Origin of the sequence: Acinetobacter sp. A2 (assembly GCF_048537555.1) — a bacterium.
GTDB lineage: Bacteria > Pseudomonadota > Gammaproteobacteria > Pseudomonadales > Moraxellaceae > Acinetobacter.
Genome location: NZ_CP183239.1, coordinates 1,469,173 through 1,486,969, shown reverse-complemented (window position 1 = coordinate 1,486,969; position 17,797 = coordinate 1,469,173). Strand labels below are relative to the sequence as shown.

13 protein-coding genes, 2 tRNA genes and 3 rRNA genes are annotated in these 17,797 nt (G+C 41.8%); 12 read left to right on the top strand and 6 right to left on the bottom strand.

Going from position 1 to position 17,797, the window contains the following annotated elements; translation table 11 throughout:
• Nucleotides 1–6: 6 nt before the first annotated feature.
• From ACNS8M_RS06985 to ACNS8M_RS06975, 3 genes are all read right to left on the bottom strand, one after another.
• Nucleotides 7–441 carry a CBS domain-containing protein gene (locus tag ACNS8M_RS06985; protein ID WP_168419066.1) on the bottom strand — a complete coding sequence of 145 codons (435 nt, stop codon included), beginning with the start codon at nucleotides 439–441 and terminating at the stop codon, nucleotides 7–9.
• Between the two features lie 119 nt (nucleotides 442–560).
• Entirely contained in the window at nucleotides 561–935 is a 375-nt protein-coding gene (locus ACNS8M_RS06980; protein WP_168419067.1) for a DUF2750 domain-containing protein, read from the bottom strand.
• 148 nt (nucleotides 936–1,083) lie between these two features.
• Nucleotides 1,084–1,317, bottom strand: coding sequence for a hypothetical protein (locus tag ACNS8M_RS06975; protein ID WP_168419068.1), 234 nt, complete (start codon nucleotides 1,315–1,317; stop codon nucleotides 1,084–1,086).
• 218 nt (nucleotides 1,318–1,535) lie between these two features.
• Between ACNS8M_RS06975 and ACNS8M_RS06970 the strand changes: the two genes are divergently transcribed.
• Nucleotides 1,536–1,895, top strand: coding sequence for a hypothetical protein (locus ACNS8M_RS06970; RefSeq protein ID WP_168419069.1), 360 nt, complete (start codon nucleotides 1,536–1,538; stop codon nucleotides 1,893–1,895).
• Between the two features lie 121 nt (nucleotides 1,896–2,016).
• Nucleotides 2,017–2,334 (top strand): hypothetical protein, encoded by a 318-nt coding sequence (locus ACNS8M_RS06965; protein ID WP_168419070.1) that lies wholly within the window; start codon nucleotides 2,017–2,019, stop codon nucleotides 2,332–2,334.
• A 62-nt stretch (nucleotides 2,335–2,396) separates the two neighbouring features.
• Here the strand turns inward: ACNS8M_RS06965 and ACNS8M_RS06960 are convergent, their stop codons facing one another.
• Nucleotides 2,397–3,932, bottom strand: coding sequence for a M16 family metallopeptidase (locus tag ACNS8M_RS06960; RefSeq protein ID WP_228284159.1), 1,536 nt, complete (start codon nucleotides 3,930–3,932; stop codon nucleotides 2,397–2,399).
• 12 nt (nucleotides 3,933–3,944) lie between these two features.
• Nucleotides 3,945–5,255 (bottom strand): M16 family metallopeptidase, encoded by a 1,311-nt coding sequence (locus ACNS8M_RS06955; protein ID WP_419224644.1) that lies wholly within the window; start codon nucleotides 5,253–5,255, stop codon nucleotides 3,945–3,947.
• Between the two features lie 227 nt (nucleotides 5,256–5,482).
• Between ACNS8M_RS06955 and ftsY the strand changes: the two genes are divergently transcribed.
• From ftsY to rrf, 9 genes are all read left to right on the top strand, one after another.
• Nucleotides 5,483–6,589, top strand: coding sequence for a signal recognition particle-docking protein FtsY (gene ftsY, locus ACNS8M_RS06950; protein WP_168542038.1), 1,107 nt, complete (start codon nucleotides 5,483–5,485; stop codon nucleotides 6,587–6,589).
• Between the two features lie 211 nt (nucleotides 6,590–6,800).
• Nucleotides 6,801–7,487, top strand: a complete 687-nt coding sequence (locus tag ACNS8M_RS06945; protein WP_419224642.1) for a nitroreductase family protein — start codon at nucleotides 6,801–6,803, stop codon at nucleotides 7,485–7,487.
• Nucleotides 7,488–7,747: 260 nt separating this feature from the next.
• A complete protein-coding gene (locus ACNS8M_RS06940; protein ID WP_168542034.1) occupies nucleotides 7,748–8,341 on the top strand; it encodes a nitroreductase family protein in 594 nt (197 codons plus the stop codon).
• Between the two features lie 211 nt (nucleotides 8,342–8,552).
• A complete protein-coding gene (locus ACNS8M_RS06935; protein WP_168460345.1) occupies nucleotides 8,553–9,215 on the top strand; it encodes a DUF2057 domain-containing protein in 663 nt (220 codons plus the stop codon).
• 445 nt (nucleotides 9,216–9,660) lie between these two features.
• A 16S ribosomal RNA gene (locus ACNS8M_RS06930) occupies nucleotides 9,661–11,197 on the top strand.
• A 61-nt stretch (nucleotides 11,198–11,258) separates the two neighbouring features.
• A tRNA-Ile gene (locus ACNS8M_RS06925) sits at nucleotides 11,259–11,335 on the top strand.
• 64 nt (nucleotides 11,336–11,399) lie between these two features.
• Nucleotides 11,400–11,475: transfer RNA gene (locus ACNS8M_RS06920), tRNA-Ala, on the top strand.
• A gap of 402 nt (nucleotides 11,476–11,877) precedes the next feature.
• A 23S ribosomal RNA gene (locus ACNS8M_RS06915) occupies nucleotides 11,878–14,770 on the top strand.
• 223 nt (nucleotides 14,771–14,993) lie between these two features.
• Nucleotides 14,994–15,108 (top strand): 5S ribosomal RNA (gene rrf / locus ACNS8M_RS06910).
• The 16S, 23S and 5S rRNA genes sit together here with 2 tRNA genes alongside, the layout of an rRNA operon.
• A gap of 148 nt (nucleotides 15,109–15,256) precedes the next feature.
• Here rrf and ACNS8M_RS06905 read toward each other — a convergent pair.
• Nucleotides 15,257–15,808: a lytic transglycosylase domain-containing protein gene (locus tag ACNS8M_RS06905; RefSeq protein ID WP_168419517.1), complete on the bottom strand. Its 552-nt coding sequence runs from the start codon at nucleotides 15,806–15,808 to the stop codon at nucleotides 15,257–15,259.
• A 354-nt stretch (nucleotides 15,809–16,162) separates the two neighbouring features.
• Between ACNS8M_RS06905 and ACNS8M_RS06900 the strand changes: the two genes are divergently transcribed.
• On the top strand, nucleotides 16,163–17,755 hold the full coding sequence (locus ACNS8M_RS06900; RefSeq protein ID WP_168419516.1) for a Na/Pi cotransporter family protein: 1,593 nt from the start codon (nucleotides 16,163–16,165) through the stop codon (nucleotides 17,753–17,755).
• Nucleotides 17,756–17,797 lie beyond the last annotated feature (42 nt).

The following is a 17,797-nucleotide window of genomic DNA, read 5'->3' as shown; positions in this document are numbered from 1 at the left end:
TAACGCTTAGCTCGCAATATATTGTTGTAGTTGGTCAATCAGTTTACGTTGATCATCCATAGTGGCTTTTACCAAGTCACCAATTGAAACTAGCCCCACTAATTGTTCATTTTCCAAAACAGGTAAGTGACGTAAGTGGTGATCAGTAATCAGGCTTAGACATTCTTCAACACTGGTGTTTTTGGTTACAGTCAAAACTTTTGCCGTCATAATTTCGCTCACCGTCGTGCCTTTAGAGGTTCGCTCCATCAAAATGACTTTACGGGTGTAATCACGTTCAGACAATATGCCAACCACATGCTGGTTTTGATCGGTCACTACCAAAGCACCAATACCTTTATCTGCCATGAGGCTAATTGCTTCTAAAACGGTTGCTTCTGGGTGGATTGTGTAAATTTCGTGATGTGCTTTATCTTGTAAAACGTGAGTTACCTTGGTCATATTATGTGTCCTATTTTGTTGTTTATTGTTTGACTTTTAAAGTAACGTGAATTGTAAAAATTGCAAATACTTTAGAGTCACAATCGTTGATTTTTACGTCAATTCTATCCTGTTTAGATTTAAGCAATATTTAAAATGGGCTGATTAAAAAAGAAATGTTTCATTTGCGATGTGGTCAATTTTATCTTTTGACTCGATGAACCATACAGCGTAGGGGTAACATTTAAACGGGTGAGCGTAGGCAATAAAAAGGTTTCAAAATCCTGTGCAGAAATTTTGCGTGGGCTGTATTGTGGCCAGTGTTTTGCTGCATATTTATTGGCTTGAACCGCATTTAACCAAAAAGGGAAAATATAATCATCGTGATCTGAACTCATTGCCCAGCCTTGATGATACAGCCCCCAAAGTACACCACAATACATCATTGATTTTAATAGTGTAATTTTAAGAAAAAAGTCCTTGGGTAAGGGCTGAAGTTGGCTAATCTGATTCATAATCAAGTAGTGTTGTAAAATTTGGCTATATTGTAAAAAGAATTGATGAATATACCGTTTAAGCTTTGCGTAAAATCGTAAACAAATATGTATGAAATATAAATTGAAAAAATAGGGTCAAAAAAAACGCCACCTAAGTGACGTTTTATTATGCTTGCATGGTGGCCATGTTTTGCCAATACTGCGCTTTAAGTGAATCACGTTCTACACGGAAGCCTTGATAATACAGTTCTGCCAAGAACATTGCTGCTTTACCATGTCCTGCGCGTGCAGCCTCTTCCAGTTGTTTAACAGCGTCTTGGAAGTTCATTTGTGAATGAATGGTGTTTACCGCATTTGCATAAACATGCTCTAAGTCATGATGAGAGATTGCTTGAATCATATTAAACTCCTTATTCTAATTATGATTACTTATATAAGCCTACCTTTTAGGCTTCATATCAATTTAACGCTTTAATGTTAAACTAATATTACAATTCGTTTGAATTGTCAAATAATTATCGGGTCTATTTTTCTTATTTCAAGTTTACATGATTAAACATTGATCAGGTTTCTTTTTGATTACTATAAAGCTGTAAGCACAGAAAAAAGGAGAATAACATGACAAATACGATAGACGGGTTTGCTTTTGATGTACCTCCACTGGCAACACAAATTGTGGATTTGGCGCACCATCACCGTAAAAAATTAGATGAAGCGATTTTTCGGCGTGATGTGCATTTGGGTGAATATTGCTTGGCACAACGCAAACGTGTCGCAGATTTTGCCAAGACATTAGATAGGGAAGACCGTATCGCATTTTATCGTGCTTATGATGGTGAGCTGCTGCGCATAGCAGATGAAGATGAGTTACATCCTGCAGAGGCAGAAGCAGGACTAAGCATTTTTGCTATTTTCCTTGTACTGGCCATCATTGCTTTGGTTTTATACTTTGCTGTGATTCGCGGAACAATCGGTTAGTAAAGAGTGACGTTATTATAAATCAGGCTCAATTTTTACCGTGACGGTACAGTAAAAATTGAGCTGTTTAACTTGTGCATCGAACAAGCGCAGCCTACACTAGCGCTATTAGAGGTAGGTCATGCACAACGCAATTCAAAAAACTATTCAATTTATTTCTCAACTTAAACTCGAGCAAATTTATAACATTCTGATTGTAGTGATTATCTGCATCATCTTTGTTTTGGCGAGTTTTGCACTTTATCGCCCAGTTGGTGTGCAACAGTTTCATAATGTGCAGCGTCTTGCACAGCAATCTATATATGCCAACACTCAAGACATGGCGATGCTTTTATTGCAGCAACCACAAATTCGTTATGTGCATTATTTAAAGTTGATGCAGGCACACCAAGTTGAAAAAGACCGTGCTCAACAACTGCCTGCTTTGGCACAAGAGTAAACTCAGCAAGTCCACTCTTATGTGTTCGTATTCAAAGTTTTGCAGCTAATATTCTGAAAAGCTTAGTTCATCATGGGTTGCGTACTTGTATTTTTAGCTTGAACTGTTTTGGGCAAAAGGTTTTGTTGTAGCATTTTTTCCAATGTTGTTTTGTCTAAGTGCTCACTGACAATGATCAAGGTTAAACGGTCTGGGTGTATATGCTTTTGCAGCGCACGGTGCACATCTTCAGCACTAATATTTGCCACTTGCTGCGCATAATCACCTAAGTAATTAGCAGGTAACTGATAAAAACCAATATGCCCAAGTTGCGCATTAATATTGGCATTGCTGCTGTATTGATTCGGAAAAGCGCGGATTAAACCCGCCTTGGTTTCTTGCAGTTGTTTAGCATCTATCGGTTGTTGTACAAAATTAATCAGTGCTTGATGCGCTACTTGAATGCTTTCAAGCAACTGATCTTGACGCGTAGCATAGCCTATGCTAAATAATCCAGTCGCTTGAGTAAAACGAAACGAACTACTGACAGCATACGTTAGACCACGTTTTACCCGTAATTCTTTCATTAAAATTGAGTTGAAACCGCCACTGCCTAACATTCGATTGGCAATTTCCAAAGCTAAATAATCAGGGTCATCACGAGTGGTCGCTAGCTGTGCGATACTGACATGCGCTTGTTGTGAGCGGTATGGAATATGCTGAATGTTAAATGTGCTTGCAGCTACGGGTAGGGGCAGTGCGGCGGCGGCTTCACCTTGTGCTATATGTAAGCTGATACGATTCGCCAATTTTTCTGCTTCTTTTAAATTTAATTTGCCTGTAATGGCAATATTCATATTCTGCGCAACTAAAAACTGATCTCTAAATTTCTGTAAATGTTGGGGTTGAATCCGTTTAATGCTGCCATTGGTTCCTGTAATCGGTTCAGCGTAGGGATGTTTAGCATAAATTGCACGATACAGACGAATATTCATTAAACGGCTTGGGTTTTCTCGAAGTTGTTTTTGACCAATTTGAGTATTGGATACAACACGCTGAATATTTGAGGGTTCAAAGGTTGCGTGTTTTAACAGCGCGAGCATCATTTCAACGGCAAGGTGCATTTTATCTGGGTCAGACAGCGTTCTTAGACGCACCACAAGCATATCCCGATATGCTGTTGCACTAAACCGAGCACCAACGTTTTCAAAAGTGCTTGCAACCTCTTGTGCAGTATATCGTGGCGTACCTTCATCTATAAGTTGCGCTGCCATATTGGCAAGCCCATACAGCCCAGATTCAACTTCGCCATCTCGTGCGGAACCCGCATTAAAGGTCAATTGAATATCTACCATTGGTAATGCAGTATTTTCTACAAATAGGCTACGTGCTTGTTTTCGAGTTCTAAAATCGTGTACCTGTGGTGCGTGGGCATTTGGTAATTCATTCACCGCATTTAAGCTGTGCAATAGATTTTGTGATTGTAAAGGTGCAACCAAACTGGTTTCTGAAAACTCATGTGGCGCAGTTGTGGCAACATCTATTTCCATCGCGAATGTGGCAAATGGCACGCTAAGTCCTAAGGTGAAAATAAAAGAATGAAATACACGATTTTTCATGAATATGACCGTTTAAGGATTAGCGTTTGTGGTGCTATTTTTAGGTAGTAAATATAGCGTGCTCAGGTTGTCTTTAATCAAGTAATGCCTAGCAACCCGTTGCAGGTCTTCTGCGGTAATTGCCTGAAATTGTTGTGGTAGTGCATCCATTAATTTATGGTTTAAACCATTCACTTCTAAGTTGCCAATCATGCGAGCCTGTCCTGCAAGATCATCCTGACTATAAACCCAATTGGCAATAAACTTAGTGATCACTCGTTCAATTTCTTTTTGCTGTACAAGTTCTTGTTTGAGCAACTCAATTTCTTGCTGAATAGCTGCTTGCGCCTCATTTAACTCAATGCCTGCTGCGGGTAACGCAGAAATACTAAATAAACTATCGCCACGTTGGTATGGGTCGTAACTGATGCTGACTGAGGTTAAGACTTTATGTTCCCGCACTAAGCGCTGTTCGAAACGTGAAGTAATGCCACCATCCAATAGTTGTTTAATAATGCTAAGCGCATAGGCATCTTGAGGTTTTTTGACTGTAGCTAAAGAGCCGACATTCCAAGCCATATATAAGTTAGGTACTTGTACGGAGCTATTCAGCTCCATGTGACGATAACCCAACTGCTCAAACTCTAAAACATCATTACGTGGTGGAAGAGGAGCGGCATCAATATCGCCAAAGTATTTTTGCACTTGCAACAAGGCGGCTTGGGTTTCCACATCACCCACAATTACTAAAATTGCATTATTGGGGCGATACCATTTTTTGTACCAGTCTTTTAAATCCTGCAATTGAATATTTTGCAGGTTTTTCATGTGCCCAATAATTGGTTGGCGATAATGGCTAGTCGGATAAGCAATCCATTTAAAGCGTTCAAATGCCAAAGCTCGAGGATTATCATCGGTACGTTGGCGCCGTTCTTCCATTACCACTCGAATTTCCGGTTCAAAATCTTGCTGGCGTAGTAATAGGTTACTCATTCTATCCGCTTCAAGTTCTAGGGCTAAAGGAAAATAGGCTTTGGGATAGAGTTGATAATATTGGGTGTAATTTGTGAAAGTAGATGCATTGACACTACCACCATAAATACGACTTAAACGGGTGAATTCATCATTCGGGACTTTGGCTGTACCTTTAAACATCATGTGTTCTAAAACATGTGAAATGCCCAAAAGGTTGCCAGACTCATCACTACTACCAACCTTGTACCAAATTTGTGTCATTACCATCGGTGCACGGTGATCTTCACGAATAATCACTTTTAAGCCATTACTCAGCGTGGTTTCAAAGCTTGGCTGTCTGGTTTGAATAGGCGTATCTGCGTGACTCATTGAAAGTGCTGCACTGAAGAGCAAAAGACAAACAGACTTAATAGGCAATCGGAACATGGCAGCAAGTTTAGCAACAGTTGTAACCCTATCTTTCAGAAATTAAAGCGCAAAGGCAAGGCCTGCTTGCTGCAATTTTGTATGTGGCTATGTGATTGCAATGCAAAGTAAAAGCGTTTGGTTTATGATAGAATCCGATTTTTTAACGCAATGCTTTACAAGGATTCGGCATGCAACAGCAATCTAATGGGCAAAATAAATTTTTGATTGATGCTGATATCGGAGATGATGATGTCACGTTACCAAACTTACCTGCGGTAAATGTTCCGATTGTTGAAACAACACCTGTACAAGCAGAAGTTTCTGAACCTGTCGCTGCAGATGACTCTGCTATGACTGAAACGCCAGCAAAAGGTGGTTTTTTCAGTCGTATGAAAGAAGGTCTGACCAAAACCCGTAAAAACTTTGCCGATGGTATGGTCAATATTCTGATTGGCGGTAAAGAAATTGATGACGAGTTATTGGAAGAAGTTGAAGAACAGCTTCTGGTTGCAGATATTGGTGTAGATGCGACCAAAACGATTATTGCCAATTTGACTGAACGTACTGCGCGTGGCGATCTGATTTATTCACATTCTTTATATAAAGCACTACAAGAAGAATTGGTGGCTTTGCTTGCACCACGCGTAAAACCATTACATATTGACCCGAATAAAACACCGTATGTAATTTTAGTCGTGGGTGTAAATGGTGTAGGTAAAACGACAACCATTGGTAAACTGGCAAAACGCCTACAAGGTGAAGGTAAAAAAGTTATGCTGGCGGCAGGTGATACTTTCCGTGCAGCAGCGACTGAGCAATTACAAATTTGGGGCGAACGTAACGATGTTGCTGTAGTTGCACAGGGTCACGGTGCAGACAGTGCTTCAGTTATTTTTGATGCTTTTGAGAGTGCACGAGCTAAAGGTATTGATGTGCTGATTGCAGATACCGCAGGTCGTTTGCACAATAAAAGTAACCTGATGCAAGAATTGACCAAAGTAAAACGTGTGATGCAAAAAATTGATGCAACAGCACCGCATGAAGTGATGTTGGTGGTTGATGCAGGCACAGGTCAAAATGCCATTAACCAAGTTGAAATGTTTGATGAAGCAGTAGGCTTGACAGGAATTACCATCACTAAGCTAGATGGTACCGCAAAAGGCGGTGTGTTATTTAACATTGCAAGTCGTACGCATGTGCCTATTCGTTTTATTGGTGTCGGTGAAAAAATTGATGACTTGCGTCCATTCTCAGCAAAATCATTTGTAGCAGCACTTTTTGAAACCGAGAAATAAGAATCTTAGAAACAAGATTTTTGAACACATAGTATAAAATGCTATGTGTTTCACATAAACTCCGCAAAATGCGGAGTTTGTTGTTTTTAGCGGGTTTAAGTGTTGTAAAAAGCAACATCTAAAAAATACGAATGTGAATAAATCCACAGGAGTCTATATAGAATAAGAAAAAATATTCGCTTGTTTTAATTGATTTTTTGGGGAAGTTAAAATGACATTGCTAAATAAAATTGGTCATGTGCTTACAGCAGATATCACCAAAGATTTTAAACTCAAGAAAAAACCAATTCAGGATGGCCTTGAGCTAACTTTCATTGATCAATTAAAAAAACGCCGTAGTATTTATGCTTTAGGAAAACGTATTCATTATAGTCAAACCTATATGACTGAGTTAATTCAGGAAGCGGTGCGTAGTTGTCCATCTGCACATCATTCACAAAGTACACGTGTGGTGATCTTATTTTCTGAATCACATCAAAAATTTTGGAGCATTGTGCAGGACGTACAGCGTCAATTGGTACCCGAACAGATTTTTGCAGGTACGAAAATGAAAATTGAACAATGTGCTGCTGCTTTTGGTACGGTACTGTTTTATGAAGATCAGCAAGTGATTCGTCAGTTACAAAAGAAAGTACCCTTTAATGCAGCAGAGTTTCCAATTTGGTCTGAGCAAACTTCAGGCATGGCGCAGTTTGCGGTGTGGACGGCTTTAGCTGACTCAGGTATTGGCGCATCACTACAACACTATAACCCGAACATAGATCTTGCTGTGGCTGCTCATTTTGATATTCCTGATACTTGGTTGCTGCGTTCACAACTTGTTTTTGGCTCAATTGAAGAACAAGTGCCTGAACGTAGTCATGCACATTATCAAAATCAATTCAAAATTTATGCTTAAACTCATTTGTTTATCATATTGATTTAAATTGAAATAAATTTCTTTTATAGTGATGGTCAGTGTGTTCTATAGGAGCTTGATTTACTAAAGTAGTGCAAACTATTTTGGGGTAATCAGCAGGTATTTGGTAACTTTATAAAACTATAATCGTTCTATACATAAAACACACTGTCGTATTTTTTGTAATGTTTATGCTAAATAAACTGCTTAATATTGCTGTATCAGTGAGTTGCTACCAAAATTCTTAAGAGGAATAAAAAATGTCATTTTTAAATCAATTAGAAAAACGCCGTTCAATCTACGCTATTGGAAAAAATGTTCCTGTAGATCAAGCAACGATTGAAAACACAATCAAGCAAGCGGTTCGTTTGAGTCCATCAGCATTTAACTCACAGTCTTCACGTGTAGTGACTTTATACGGTGCATCACATACTCAGTTCTGGAATATTGTTTTAGAAACTTTACGCAAAATGGTTCCTGCAGAAGCTTTTGCAAATACCGAAGCAAAAATTAACAGCTTTGCTGCAGGTTTTGGTACAGCATTGTTCTACGAAGATCAAAATGTTGTAAAAGCCTTGCAAGAGCAGTTCCCACTTTATGCAGATAACTTCCCAGTTTGGTCAGAACATTCAACTGGTATTGCTCAAGTTGCAGTATGGACTGCATTAGCTGAAATCAATGTAGGTGCATCATTACAGCACTACAACCCAATTGTAGATGAAGAAGTGGCACAAACTTTTGAAATTCCTGCGAATTGGAAGCTACGTGGCCAATTGGTATTCGGTTCAATTGAAGCACCTGCAGGCGAAAAAACATTTATGGATGATGCAGAGCGTTTTAAAACTTTTAACTAAGCTTTAAGCCTTTTCAATCCATAAGTAAAAGTAGGGTGATCATTCATCCTACTTTTTTATTTTTAAGCATTGTCAAAAATATGAATGGAATGTAAGGGGGATTTAAAAGTCACATTTACATGAAAATTACAGGGATTACTTGCTGTCATAAAACTGTCATTTATACATTGCATAGTGCAATCAAACTTTCATAAATGATATCGAGTGAAAAATGACGTTAAAACTTGGTGTGGCGGGTCTAGCATTAATGGCTTGCAGTTCAGTATTTTCAGCAGTCACTATTTCTGTTCCTGAAGAAATTAAATTGCTGGCTGTGAATGATCAGGAAGTACGAGCAGGCTTATTCCGTTCTGCGCAACAAGTGAAAGTGAATGCAGGCGAAAATACAATTAACTTGCGTTATCAGCAATATTTTGAACATCATAATGGCGCACACGATATTTTAAAATCGGGTGTGATTCAGCTTAAAACACCAGTGTTGCAAGATGGTGAGAACTATCGACTCGTTTTAGTGAATCCACCAAAAGACTTTGAAGCAGCTAAAGAATTTAAAGATCAACCGACTGTGGGCTTATATAATCAAAAAAATCAATTATTGGTTCAACAAACGGGTGCTAAAGCAAGCACAGGTTCGTGGTTAAGTGGTAGTTTGTTTGGCAAAACCGTAGATGCAACTGATCATACGCAAGCACCGGCCAATCAACCTGCGGCTGTTTATACAACTGCCGCTGTCTTAGCTACAGAAAACACACCTTCAGTTAAGACTGCACAGAAGCCACAAGGCAAAGAACAGCAACTTATACAAATTTGGCAGCAGGCCAATAAGGCTGAGCGACAAAAATTTATGTCGTGGCTTGCAGAACAGGCAAACTAATTTAAATTTACAACCAGTTCAACAGAACTGGTTGTTTTCTACTATGGGCTAAAAAGAATTTATTTGAAAAACCAATTCAAATCACATAAAAATTTAACCTAAAAGAAGAAATACATGATAAAACTATTAAATACGCCTAAAGTTTAGGCGAGTGATACTTTTTTTCAAAAAAACCTAAAAAACATATTGCGTCTATTTGAAAACTGTATAGAATACGCAGCACACCAACGCAACGTTGTTTGAGTTGGGCTGTTATTGACGAAATAACAGCAAGATCATTAAGAGATTATGAAGAACAACTTGTGTGGATTTTTACTGATTGATTGATCGAAATATTATCATTGATTGATTGGTTTAAATTACTCGAAGTTTATTTGAGCGAAATTTAAGTCAGAAAATTGATGAGCCAGATTTGGAAGTTTAGATTAAAACTTCAAAATGATTTTAACTGAAGAGTTTGATCATGGCTCAGATTGAACGCTGGCGGCAGGCTTAACACATGCAAGTCGAGCGGGCGAGGTTGCTTCGGTAACTGAGCTAGCGGCGGACGGGTGAGTAATGCTTAGGAATCTGCCTATTAGTGGGGGACAACATTCCGAAAGGAATGCTAATACCGCATACGTCCTACGGGAGAAAGCAGGGGATCATTTGACCTTGCGCTAATAGATGAGCCTAAGTCGGATTAGCTAGTTGGTGGGGTAAAGGCCTACCAAGGCGACGATCTGTAGCGGGTCTGAGAGGATGATCCGCCACACTGGGACTGAGACACGGCCCAGACTCCTACGGGAGGCAGCAGTGGGGAATATTGGACAATGGGGGGAACCCTGATCCAGCCATGCCGCGTGTGTGAAGAAGGCCTTTTGGTTGTAAAGCACTTTAAGCGAGGAGGAGGCTCTCTTGGTTAATACCTGAGAAGAGTGGACGTTACTCGCAGAATAAGCACCGGCTAACTCTGTGCCAGCAGCCGCGGTAATACAGAGGGTGCGAGCGTTAATCGGATTTACTGGGCGTAAAGCGCGCGTAGGTGGCTAATTAAGTCAAATGTGAAATCCCCGAGCTTAACTTGGGAATTGCATTCGATACTGGTTGGCTAGAGTATGGGAGAGGATGGTAGAATTCCAGGTGTAGCGGTGAAATGCGTAGAGATCTGGAGGAATACCGATGGCGAAGGCAGCCATCTGGCCTAATACTGACACTGAGGTGCGAAAGCATGGGGAGCAAACAGGATTAGATACCCTGGTAGTCCATGCCGTAAACGATGTCTACTAGCCGTTGGGGGATTTGATCCTTTAGTGGCGCAGCTAACGCGATAAGTAGACCGCCTGGGGAGTACGGTCGCAAGACTAAAACTCAAATGAATTGACGGGGGCCCGCACAAGCGGTGGAGCATGTGGTTTAATTCGATGCAACGCGAAGAACCTTACCTGGCCTTGACATAGTAGAAACTTTCCAGAGATGGATTGGTGCCTTCGGGAATCTACATACAGGTGCTGCATGGCTGTCGTCAGCTCGTGTCGTGAGATGTTGGGTTAAGTCCCGCAACGAGCGCAACCCTTTTCCTTACTTGCCAGCATTTCGGATGGGAACTTTAAGGATACTGCCAGTGACAAACTGGAGGAAGGCGGGGACGACGTCAAGTCATCATGGCCCTTACGGCCAGGGCTACACACGTGCTACAATGGTCGGTACAAAGGGTTGCTACACAGCGATGTGATGCTAATCTCAAAAAGCCGATCGTAGTCCGGATCGCAGTCTGCAACTCGACTGCGTGAAGTCGGAATCGCTAGTAATCGCGGATCAGAATGCCGCGGTGAATACGTTCCCGGGCCTTGTACACACCGCCCGTCACACCATGGGAGTTTGTTGCACCAGAAGTAGGTAGTCTAACCGCAAGGAGGACGCTTACCACGGTGTGGCCGATGACTGGGGTGAAGTCGTAACAAGGTAGCCGTAGGGGAACCTGCGGCTGGATCACCTCCTTAACGAAAGATTGACGATTGGTAAGAATCCACAACAAGTTGTTCTTCATGACGATGTATCTGAGGGTCTGTAGCTCAGTTGGTTAGAGCACACGCTTGATAAGCGTGGGGTCACAAGTTCAAGTCTTGTCAGACCCACCACTACTGACGACGCAAGAGATTGCAGAGTAAACGGAAATCAGAAACATTGACTTATTGATAAGCTGGGGACTTAGCTTAGTTGGTAGAGCGCCTGCTTTGCACGCAGGAGGTCAGGAGTTCGACTCTCCTAGTCTCCACCACGTACTTTTAAATACGGGATAAGCTAAAGATTACAGAATTTAGTAAATAGGTTAAATCGTAAAGATTTAATGATTTATTAAATTCTGTGATTTATCACAGTGAGCTACTCGCTGACGAGGCGGTAGGAAATCATTAACAGATTGGCAAAATTGAGTCTGAAATAAATTGTTCAACTCATTTAATTCAAGATTGACAGTAATGCTTCGGTGTTACGTTTTAATTACGAATTGAAATGAGAACTAGCAAATTAACTGAATCAAGCGTTTTGGTATATGAATCTAATTGAAGCTGTACAGTGCTTAAGTGCACAAGACGTCAAACTGTGAATTAAATAAATATTTTATATTTATTTAATTGTCTTAACCCTACTTGTAGGGGTTAACGACTGTTTGGGGTTGTATAGTCAAGTAATTAAGTGCATGTGGTGGATGCCTTGGCAGTCAGAGGCGAAGAAAGACGTGATAGCCTGCGAAAAGCTCCGGGGAGGCGGCAAATATCCTTTGATCCGGAGATTTCTGAATGGGGGAACCCACCTACCTTAAGGTAGGTATCGTATGATGAATACATAGTCATACGAAGCGAACGCGGGGAAGTGAAACATCTCAGTACCCGTAGGAAAAGAAATCAATTGAGATTCCCTCAGTAGCGGCGAGCGAAAGGGGAAAAGCCCATTAAGTTATGTGTGTTTTAGTGGAATGCTCTGGGAAGTGCAACCATAGTGGGTGATAGTCCTGTACACGAAAGGGCACACATAATGATGACGAGTAGGGCGAGGCACGTGAAACCTTGTCTGAATATGGGGGGACCATCCTCCAAGGCTAAATACTCCTGACTGACCGATAGTGAACCAGTACCGTGAGGGAAAGGCGAAAAGAACCCCTGTGAGGGGAGTGAAATAGATCCTGAAACCGCATGCATACAAGCAGTGGGAGCCGACTTGTTCGGTGACTGCGTACCTTTTGTATAATGGGTCAGCGACTTATATTCAGTAGCGAGGTTAACCGCATAGGGGAGCCGTAGAGAAATCGAGTCTTAATAGGGCGTCTAGTTGCTGGGTATAGACCCGAAACCGGGTGATCTATCCATGAGCAGGTTGAAGGTTGGGTAACACTAACTGGAGGACCGAACCCACTGTCGTTGAAAAGCCAGGGGATGACTTGTGGATAGGGGTGAAAGGCTAATCAAACTCGGTGATAGCTGGTTCTCCCCGAAAGCTATTTAGGTAGCGCCTCGGACGAATACCATTGGGGGTAGAGCACTGTTTCGGCTAGGGGGTCATCCCGACTTACCAAACCGATGCAAACTCCGAATACCAATGAGTACTATCCGGGAGACAGACTGCGGGTGCTAACGTCCGTAGTCAAGAGGAAAACAATCCAGACCGCCAGCTAAGGCCCCAAAATCATAGTTAAGTGGGAAACGATGTGGGAAGGCATAGACAGCTAGGAGGTTGGCTTAGAAGCAGCCACCCTTTAAAGAAAGCGTAATAGCTCACTAGTCGAGTCGGCCTGCGCGGAAGATGTAACGGGGCTAAAACTATGTGCCGAAGCTGCGGATGTATACTTTGTATACGTGGTAGGGGAGCGTTCTGTAAGCCGACGAAGGTGGATTGAGAAGTCTGCTGGAGGTATCAGAAGTGCGAATGCTGACGTGAGTAACGACAAAACGGGTGAAAAACCCGTTCGCTGAAAGACCAAGGGTTCCAGTCCAACGTTAATCGGGGCTGGGTGAGTCGACCCCTAAGGCGAGGCCGAGAGGCGTAGTCGATGGGAAATTGGTTAATATTCCAATACTTCAGTGTAATGCGATGAGAGGACGGAGAAGGTTAAGTCAGCCTGGCGTTGGTTGTCCAGGTGAAAGGAAGTAGGCATGCATCTTAGGCAAATCCGGGGTGCTCTATGCTGAGATCTGATAGCAAGCTGTACTTGTACAGTGAAGTGGCTGATACCCTGCTTCCAGGAAAAGTCTCTAAGCTTCAGTTACACTGGAATCGTACCCGAAACCGACACAGGTGGTCAGGTCGAGTAGACCAAAGCGCTTGAGAGAACTCTGCTGAAGGAACTAGGCAAAATGGTACCGTAACTTCGGGAGAAGGTACGCTGTTGATGGTGATAGGACTTGCTCCTTGAGCTGTCGACAGCCTCAGAAACCAGGCCGCTGCAACTGTTTATTAAAAACATAGCACTCTGCAAACACGAAAGTGGACGTATAGGGTGTGATGCCTGCCCGGTGCTGGAAGGTTAATTGATGGGGTTAGCGTAAGCGAAGCTCTTGATCGAAGCCCCAGTAAACGGCGGCCGTAACTATAACGGTCCTAAGGTAGCGAAATTCCTTGTCGGGTAAGTTCCGACCTGCACGAATGGCATAATGATGGCGGCGCTGTCTCCAGCAGAGGCTCAGTGAAATCGAATTCGCCGTGAAGATGCGGTGTACCCGCGGCTAGACGGAAAGACCCCGTGAACCTTTACTGCAGCTTGACATTGAACTTTGACCTTACTTGTGTAGGATAGGTGGGAGGCTTTGAAACTCGGACGCTAGTTCGAGTGGAGCCGTCCTTGAAATACCACCCTGGTAATGTTGAGGTTCTAACTCTGTCCCGTTATCCGGGACGAGGACCATGTCTGGTGGGTAGTTTGACTGGGGCGGTCTCCTCCTAAAGAGTAACGGAGGAGTACGAAGGTGCGCTCAGCGTGGTCGGAAATCACGCGTAGAGTATAAAGGCAAAAGCGCGCTTAACTGCGAGACCCACAAGTCGAGCAGGTACGAAAGTAGGTCTTAGTGATCCGGTGGTTCTGTATGGAAGGGCCATCGCTCAACGGATAAAAGGTACTCTGGGGATAACAGGCTGATACCGCCCAAGAGTTCATATCGACGGCGGTGTTTGGCACCTCGATGTCGGCTCATCTCATCCTGGGGCTGAAGCAGGTCCCAAGGGTATGGCTGTTCGCCATTTAAAGAGGTACGCGAGCTGGGTTTAGAACGTCGTGAGACAGTTCGGTCCCTATCTACCGTGGGCGCTGGAAATTTGAGAGGATCTGCTCCTAGTACGAGAGGACCAGAGTGGACGAACCTCTGGTGTACCGGTTGTGACGCCAGTCGCATCGCCGGGTAGCTATGTTCGGAAGGGATAACCGCTGAAAGCATCTAAGCGGGAAGCCTACCTCAAGATAAGATTTCCCCGAGGCTTTATGCCTCCTAAAGAGCCGTTGAAGACTACGACGTTGATAGGTTGGATGTGGAAGCATAGCGATATGTGAAGCTGACCAATACTAATTGCTCGTGAGGCTTGACTATACAACACCCAAACAGTTGTTGTATCACAAGCATCAATCGATTCATAAAAGATCACTTAAACCTGATCAGATCAAATATCTTGATTCAGCCCTTGCTGAACATGAAATTTCAGATACAATAGCCAACCTGTTAATAACTCATTTGGAACCAAGTAAGGCATTACAAGCGAAAGCATCGAGCTTAAGCAATGTAACTAAGACCCGAACAAGTCCATAACAGTTGTGCTGGCGACAATAGCAAGAGTGAACCACCTGATCCCTTCCCGAACTCAGAAGTGAAACCTCTTCGCGCTGATGGTAGTGTGGGGTTACCCATGTGAGAGTAAGTCATCGCCAGCTCATTATTCGAAACACCCTCAACTAGCGTTGAGGGTGTTTTTTTATGGGTGGAATAAAATGTTAAGAAGAAAGACTACTAAAAATAATGAACACCAAAAAATAAAACCATCAATGGATGGTTTTAGCTACACCTCATTACACAAGAGAATTAAAGTGCATCTTTTAAGTTTTTTTGATGCTGCTTAACTTGTTTTGCATAACGTTTTCCCTGTTTTTTCATTTTCCGATTACTGTGATAACCCGTTGGTCCAACATTATAATAGGCAAGTGCTTTTAGCCATTTGCCTGACTGATTTTTATAATGATTTAAAATATAAGTGCCGCAATTGATGTTGGTGTGTTCATGATATAAATCACCAGGGCAAGTTTGTTGCCAATAGCGTGGAATGATTTGGGTAAATCCTACCGCACCAGCAGGTGAAGTCGCATACGCACGATAATTAGACTCTTGTCTGATTAAGGCCGCAACAAGTAAAGGGTCTACATCGTGTTTTTCGGAGCTTTGCACGATGATTGGTGCAACTCGATTTGCTGTATCTGGATGCACTGCATAGGCTTTTTGGATACCAGTAGATAATTTAGCTGATCGTTTTGCAATTGAACCACCACCTAAAGGTGAACAAGCCGTAATGGTGAGAGTAAGGAAACTGATACCCAATACTTTAATCGATGAGTAGTTTTTTAAAAAAGTTAGTATCATAAAAATGGTTTCTATAGATGCTGTCTAAAAATATTTGGCTTTAAGTGTATACTTTGATGGTAGTCAGCACACATATTTGAGTCAAGCAGCTGAAAGTACAGAATTGTATTATCAATCCAAATAGCCTTTTAAGAATTTTATTCATTTTCATGAATATATTTTCTGCATTTGATTGAATTAATCTATAGCGATTGATTTGTGATTTAATTTTTATTATATGACAGTTGTATGACAGTTTTTTTATTTTATATAAACTATTGGAAAAGAAGAAATAAACTGCAATTTTAAGCGGAAAGTGCGTACAATATCGGCTTTTTAACACTTTCAAAATTGCGTCTTACACAGGGAGTAAGTGTGTTAGAAGTCATTGTACAATTATGCGGTGGTATTGGTCTTTTCTTGATAGGAATGACCATGATGACAGACAGTCTGAAAGAAATGGCAGGCGAAACGCTGCGTGTCTGGTTGTCTAAATTTACAGGTTCACCCATTAAAGCCGTGCTTTCAGGTATTGGCTTGACGCTGATTGTACAGTCTTCTACAGCAACCACCTTAGCAACGATTGGTTTTGTCAGTGCAGGTATTCTCACTTTTGCCCAAGCAATTGGGGTGATCATTGGTGCAAATATTGGTACAACCAGTACAGGTTGGATGGTTGCATTTTTAGGTGTTAAATTTTCTATCACCAGTTTTGCCTTACCGTTGATTGGTATTGGCGCAATCCTCAAACTTTTTAGTCAGGGACGTGTTGCCTTATTTGGCTTGACCATAGCGGGCTTTAGCTTAATCTTTCTTGGCATTGATATGTTGCAAGTTGCAATGTCAGGATTTGCCGAACGTGTAGATTTATCAGTATTTTCAAGTCGGTCGTTAATCGCCCAATTAAGTTTGGTTTTGGTTGGCATTATCATGACGATTCTATTGCAATCGTCGAGTGCTGCGATTACTGCAACTTTAGCTGCATTGGCAAGTGGAGCGATTGATTTACAACAAGCGCTTGGTTTGGTGATTGGTCAAAATATTGGAACTGTTGCCACAGCAATCATTGCTGCTGTAGGGTCGACTGCGAATGCGAAGCGTACAGCTGCGGTTCATGTGATATTTAACGTAGTTTCAGCTGTTTTTGCATTTATTATTTTAAAGCCGTTATTCCTAGAATTGACTGAAAATCAGCGTCTGATGGCAGACTGGGATAACGTAGTCATTGTTGCAGCCTTTCATACGGCTTTTAGTTTTTGTGGCACTATTATTTTGTTGCCGATGATTCGTCAATTTGAACAACTCATTATGAAACTCATTCCTGATCAGACGCAATCGGTGTTGTGCTATCTCGATCAAGCGAGTTTGTCTGTGCCTGCTTTGGCCATCCATGCTGCATCTAAAGTAATTTATCACAGCTTATATGATGTATTGCTGATGATTAAATTGGCTATTCAAGAAGGTAGACTGCCATCTAAAGTACGCTTACAGCAATTAGATGAAGTGCTGATTCAAGTACAACGTTATTTGGAAGATATGTCGATTTCTGAAAATGAAGTAGATCAACAACGCTTAATGGCAATGCTCAGATTGATGGTGTATTTACGAGTTTTGCGTAGTGATTTGGAAAATATCAGTTTAGCAAAAGAGATTCGGACCCAACCAGCAATTTATCAAGTCGGTTTGGATTTTGTGCATATTATGGATGAGCATTTAAAAGAAATTGATGATTTTGATGTACACAATCACGTTGTCAGTTTGAATACAGAATTAACCAACCTGAAAAATTGGACTGAAGAGCAACGTGCCGATAATCGAGAAAAGGTATTGCAATACACTGCGGTCAATCAATTAAATGCAGCTACTGGATTAGAATTATTAGCAGCACAACGTTGGCTTGACCGTGTGGTTGCGCACGCACAGCGGTTGGCGAATGTTCTGGTAGAAAATTCACGTAAACCTGAATAAAAAAGAGGGCTATTTGTTTGTTATATTGCTAATAAATAGCCT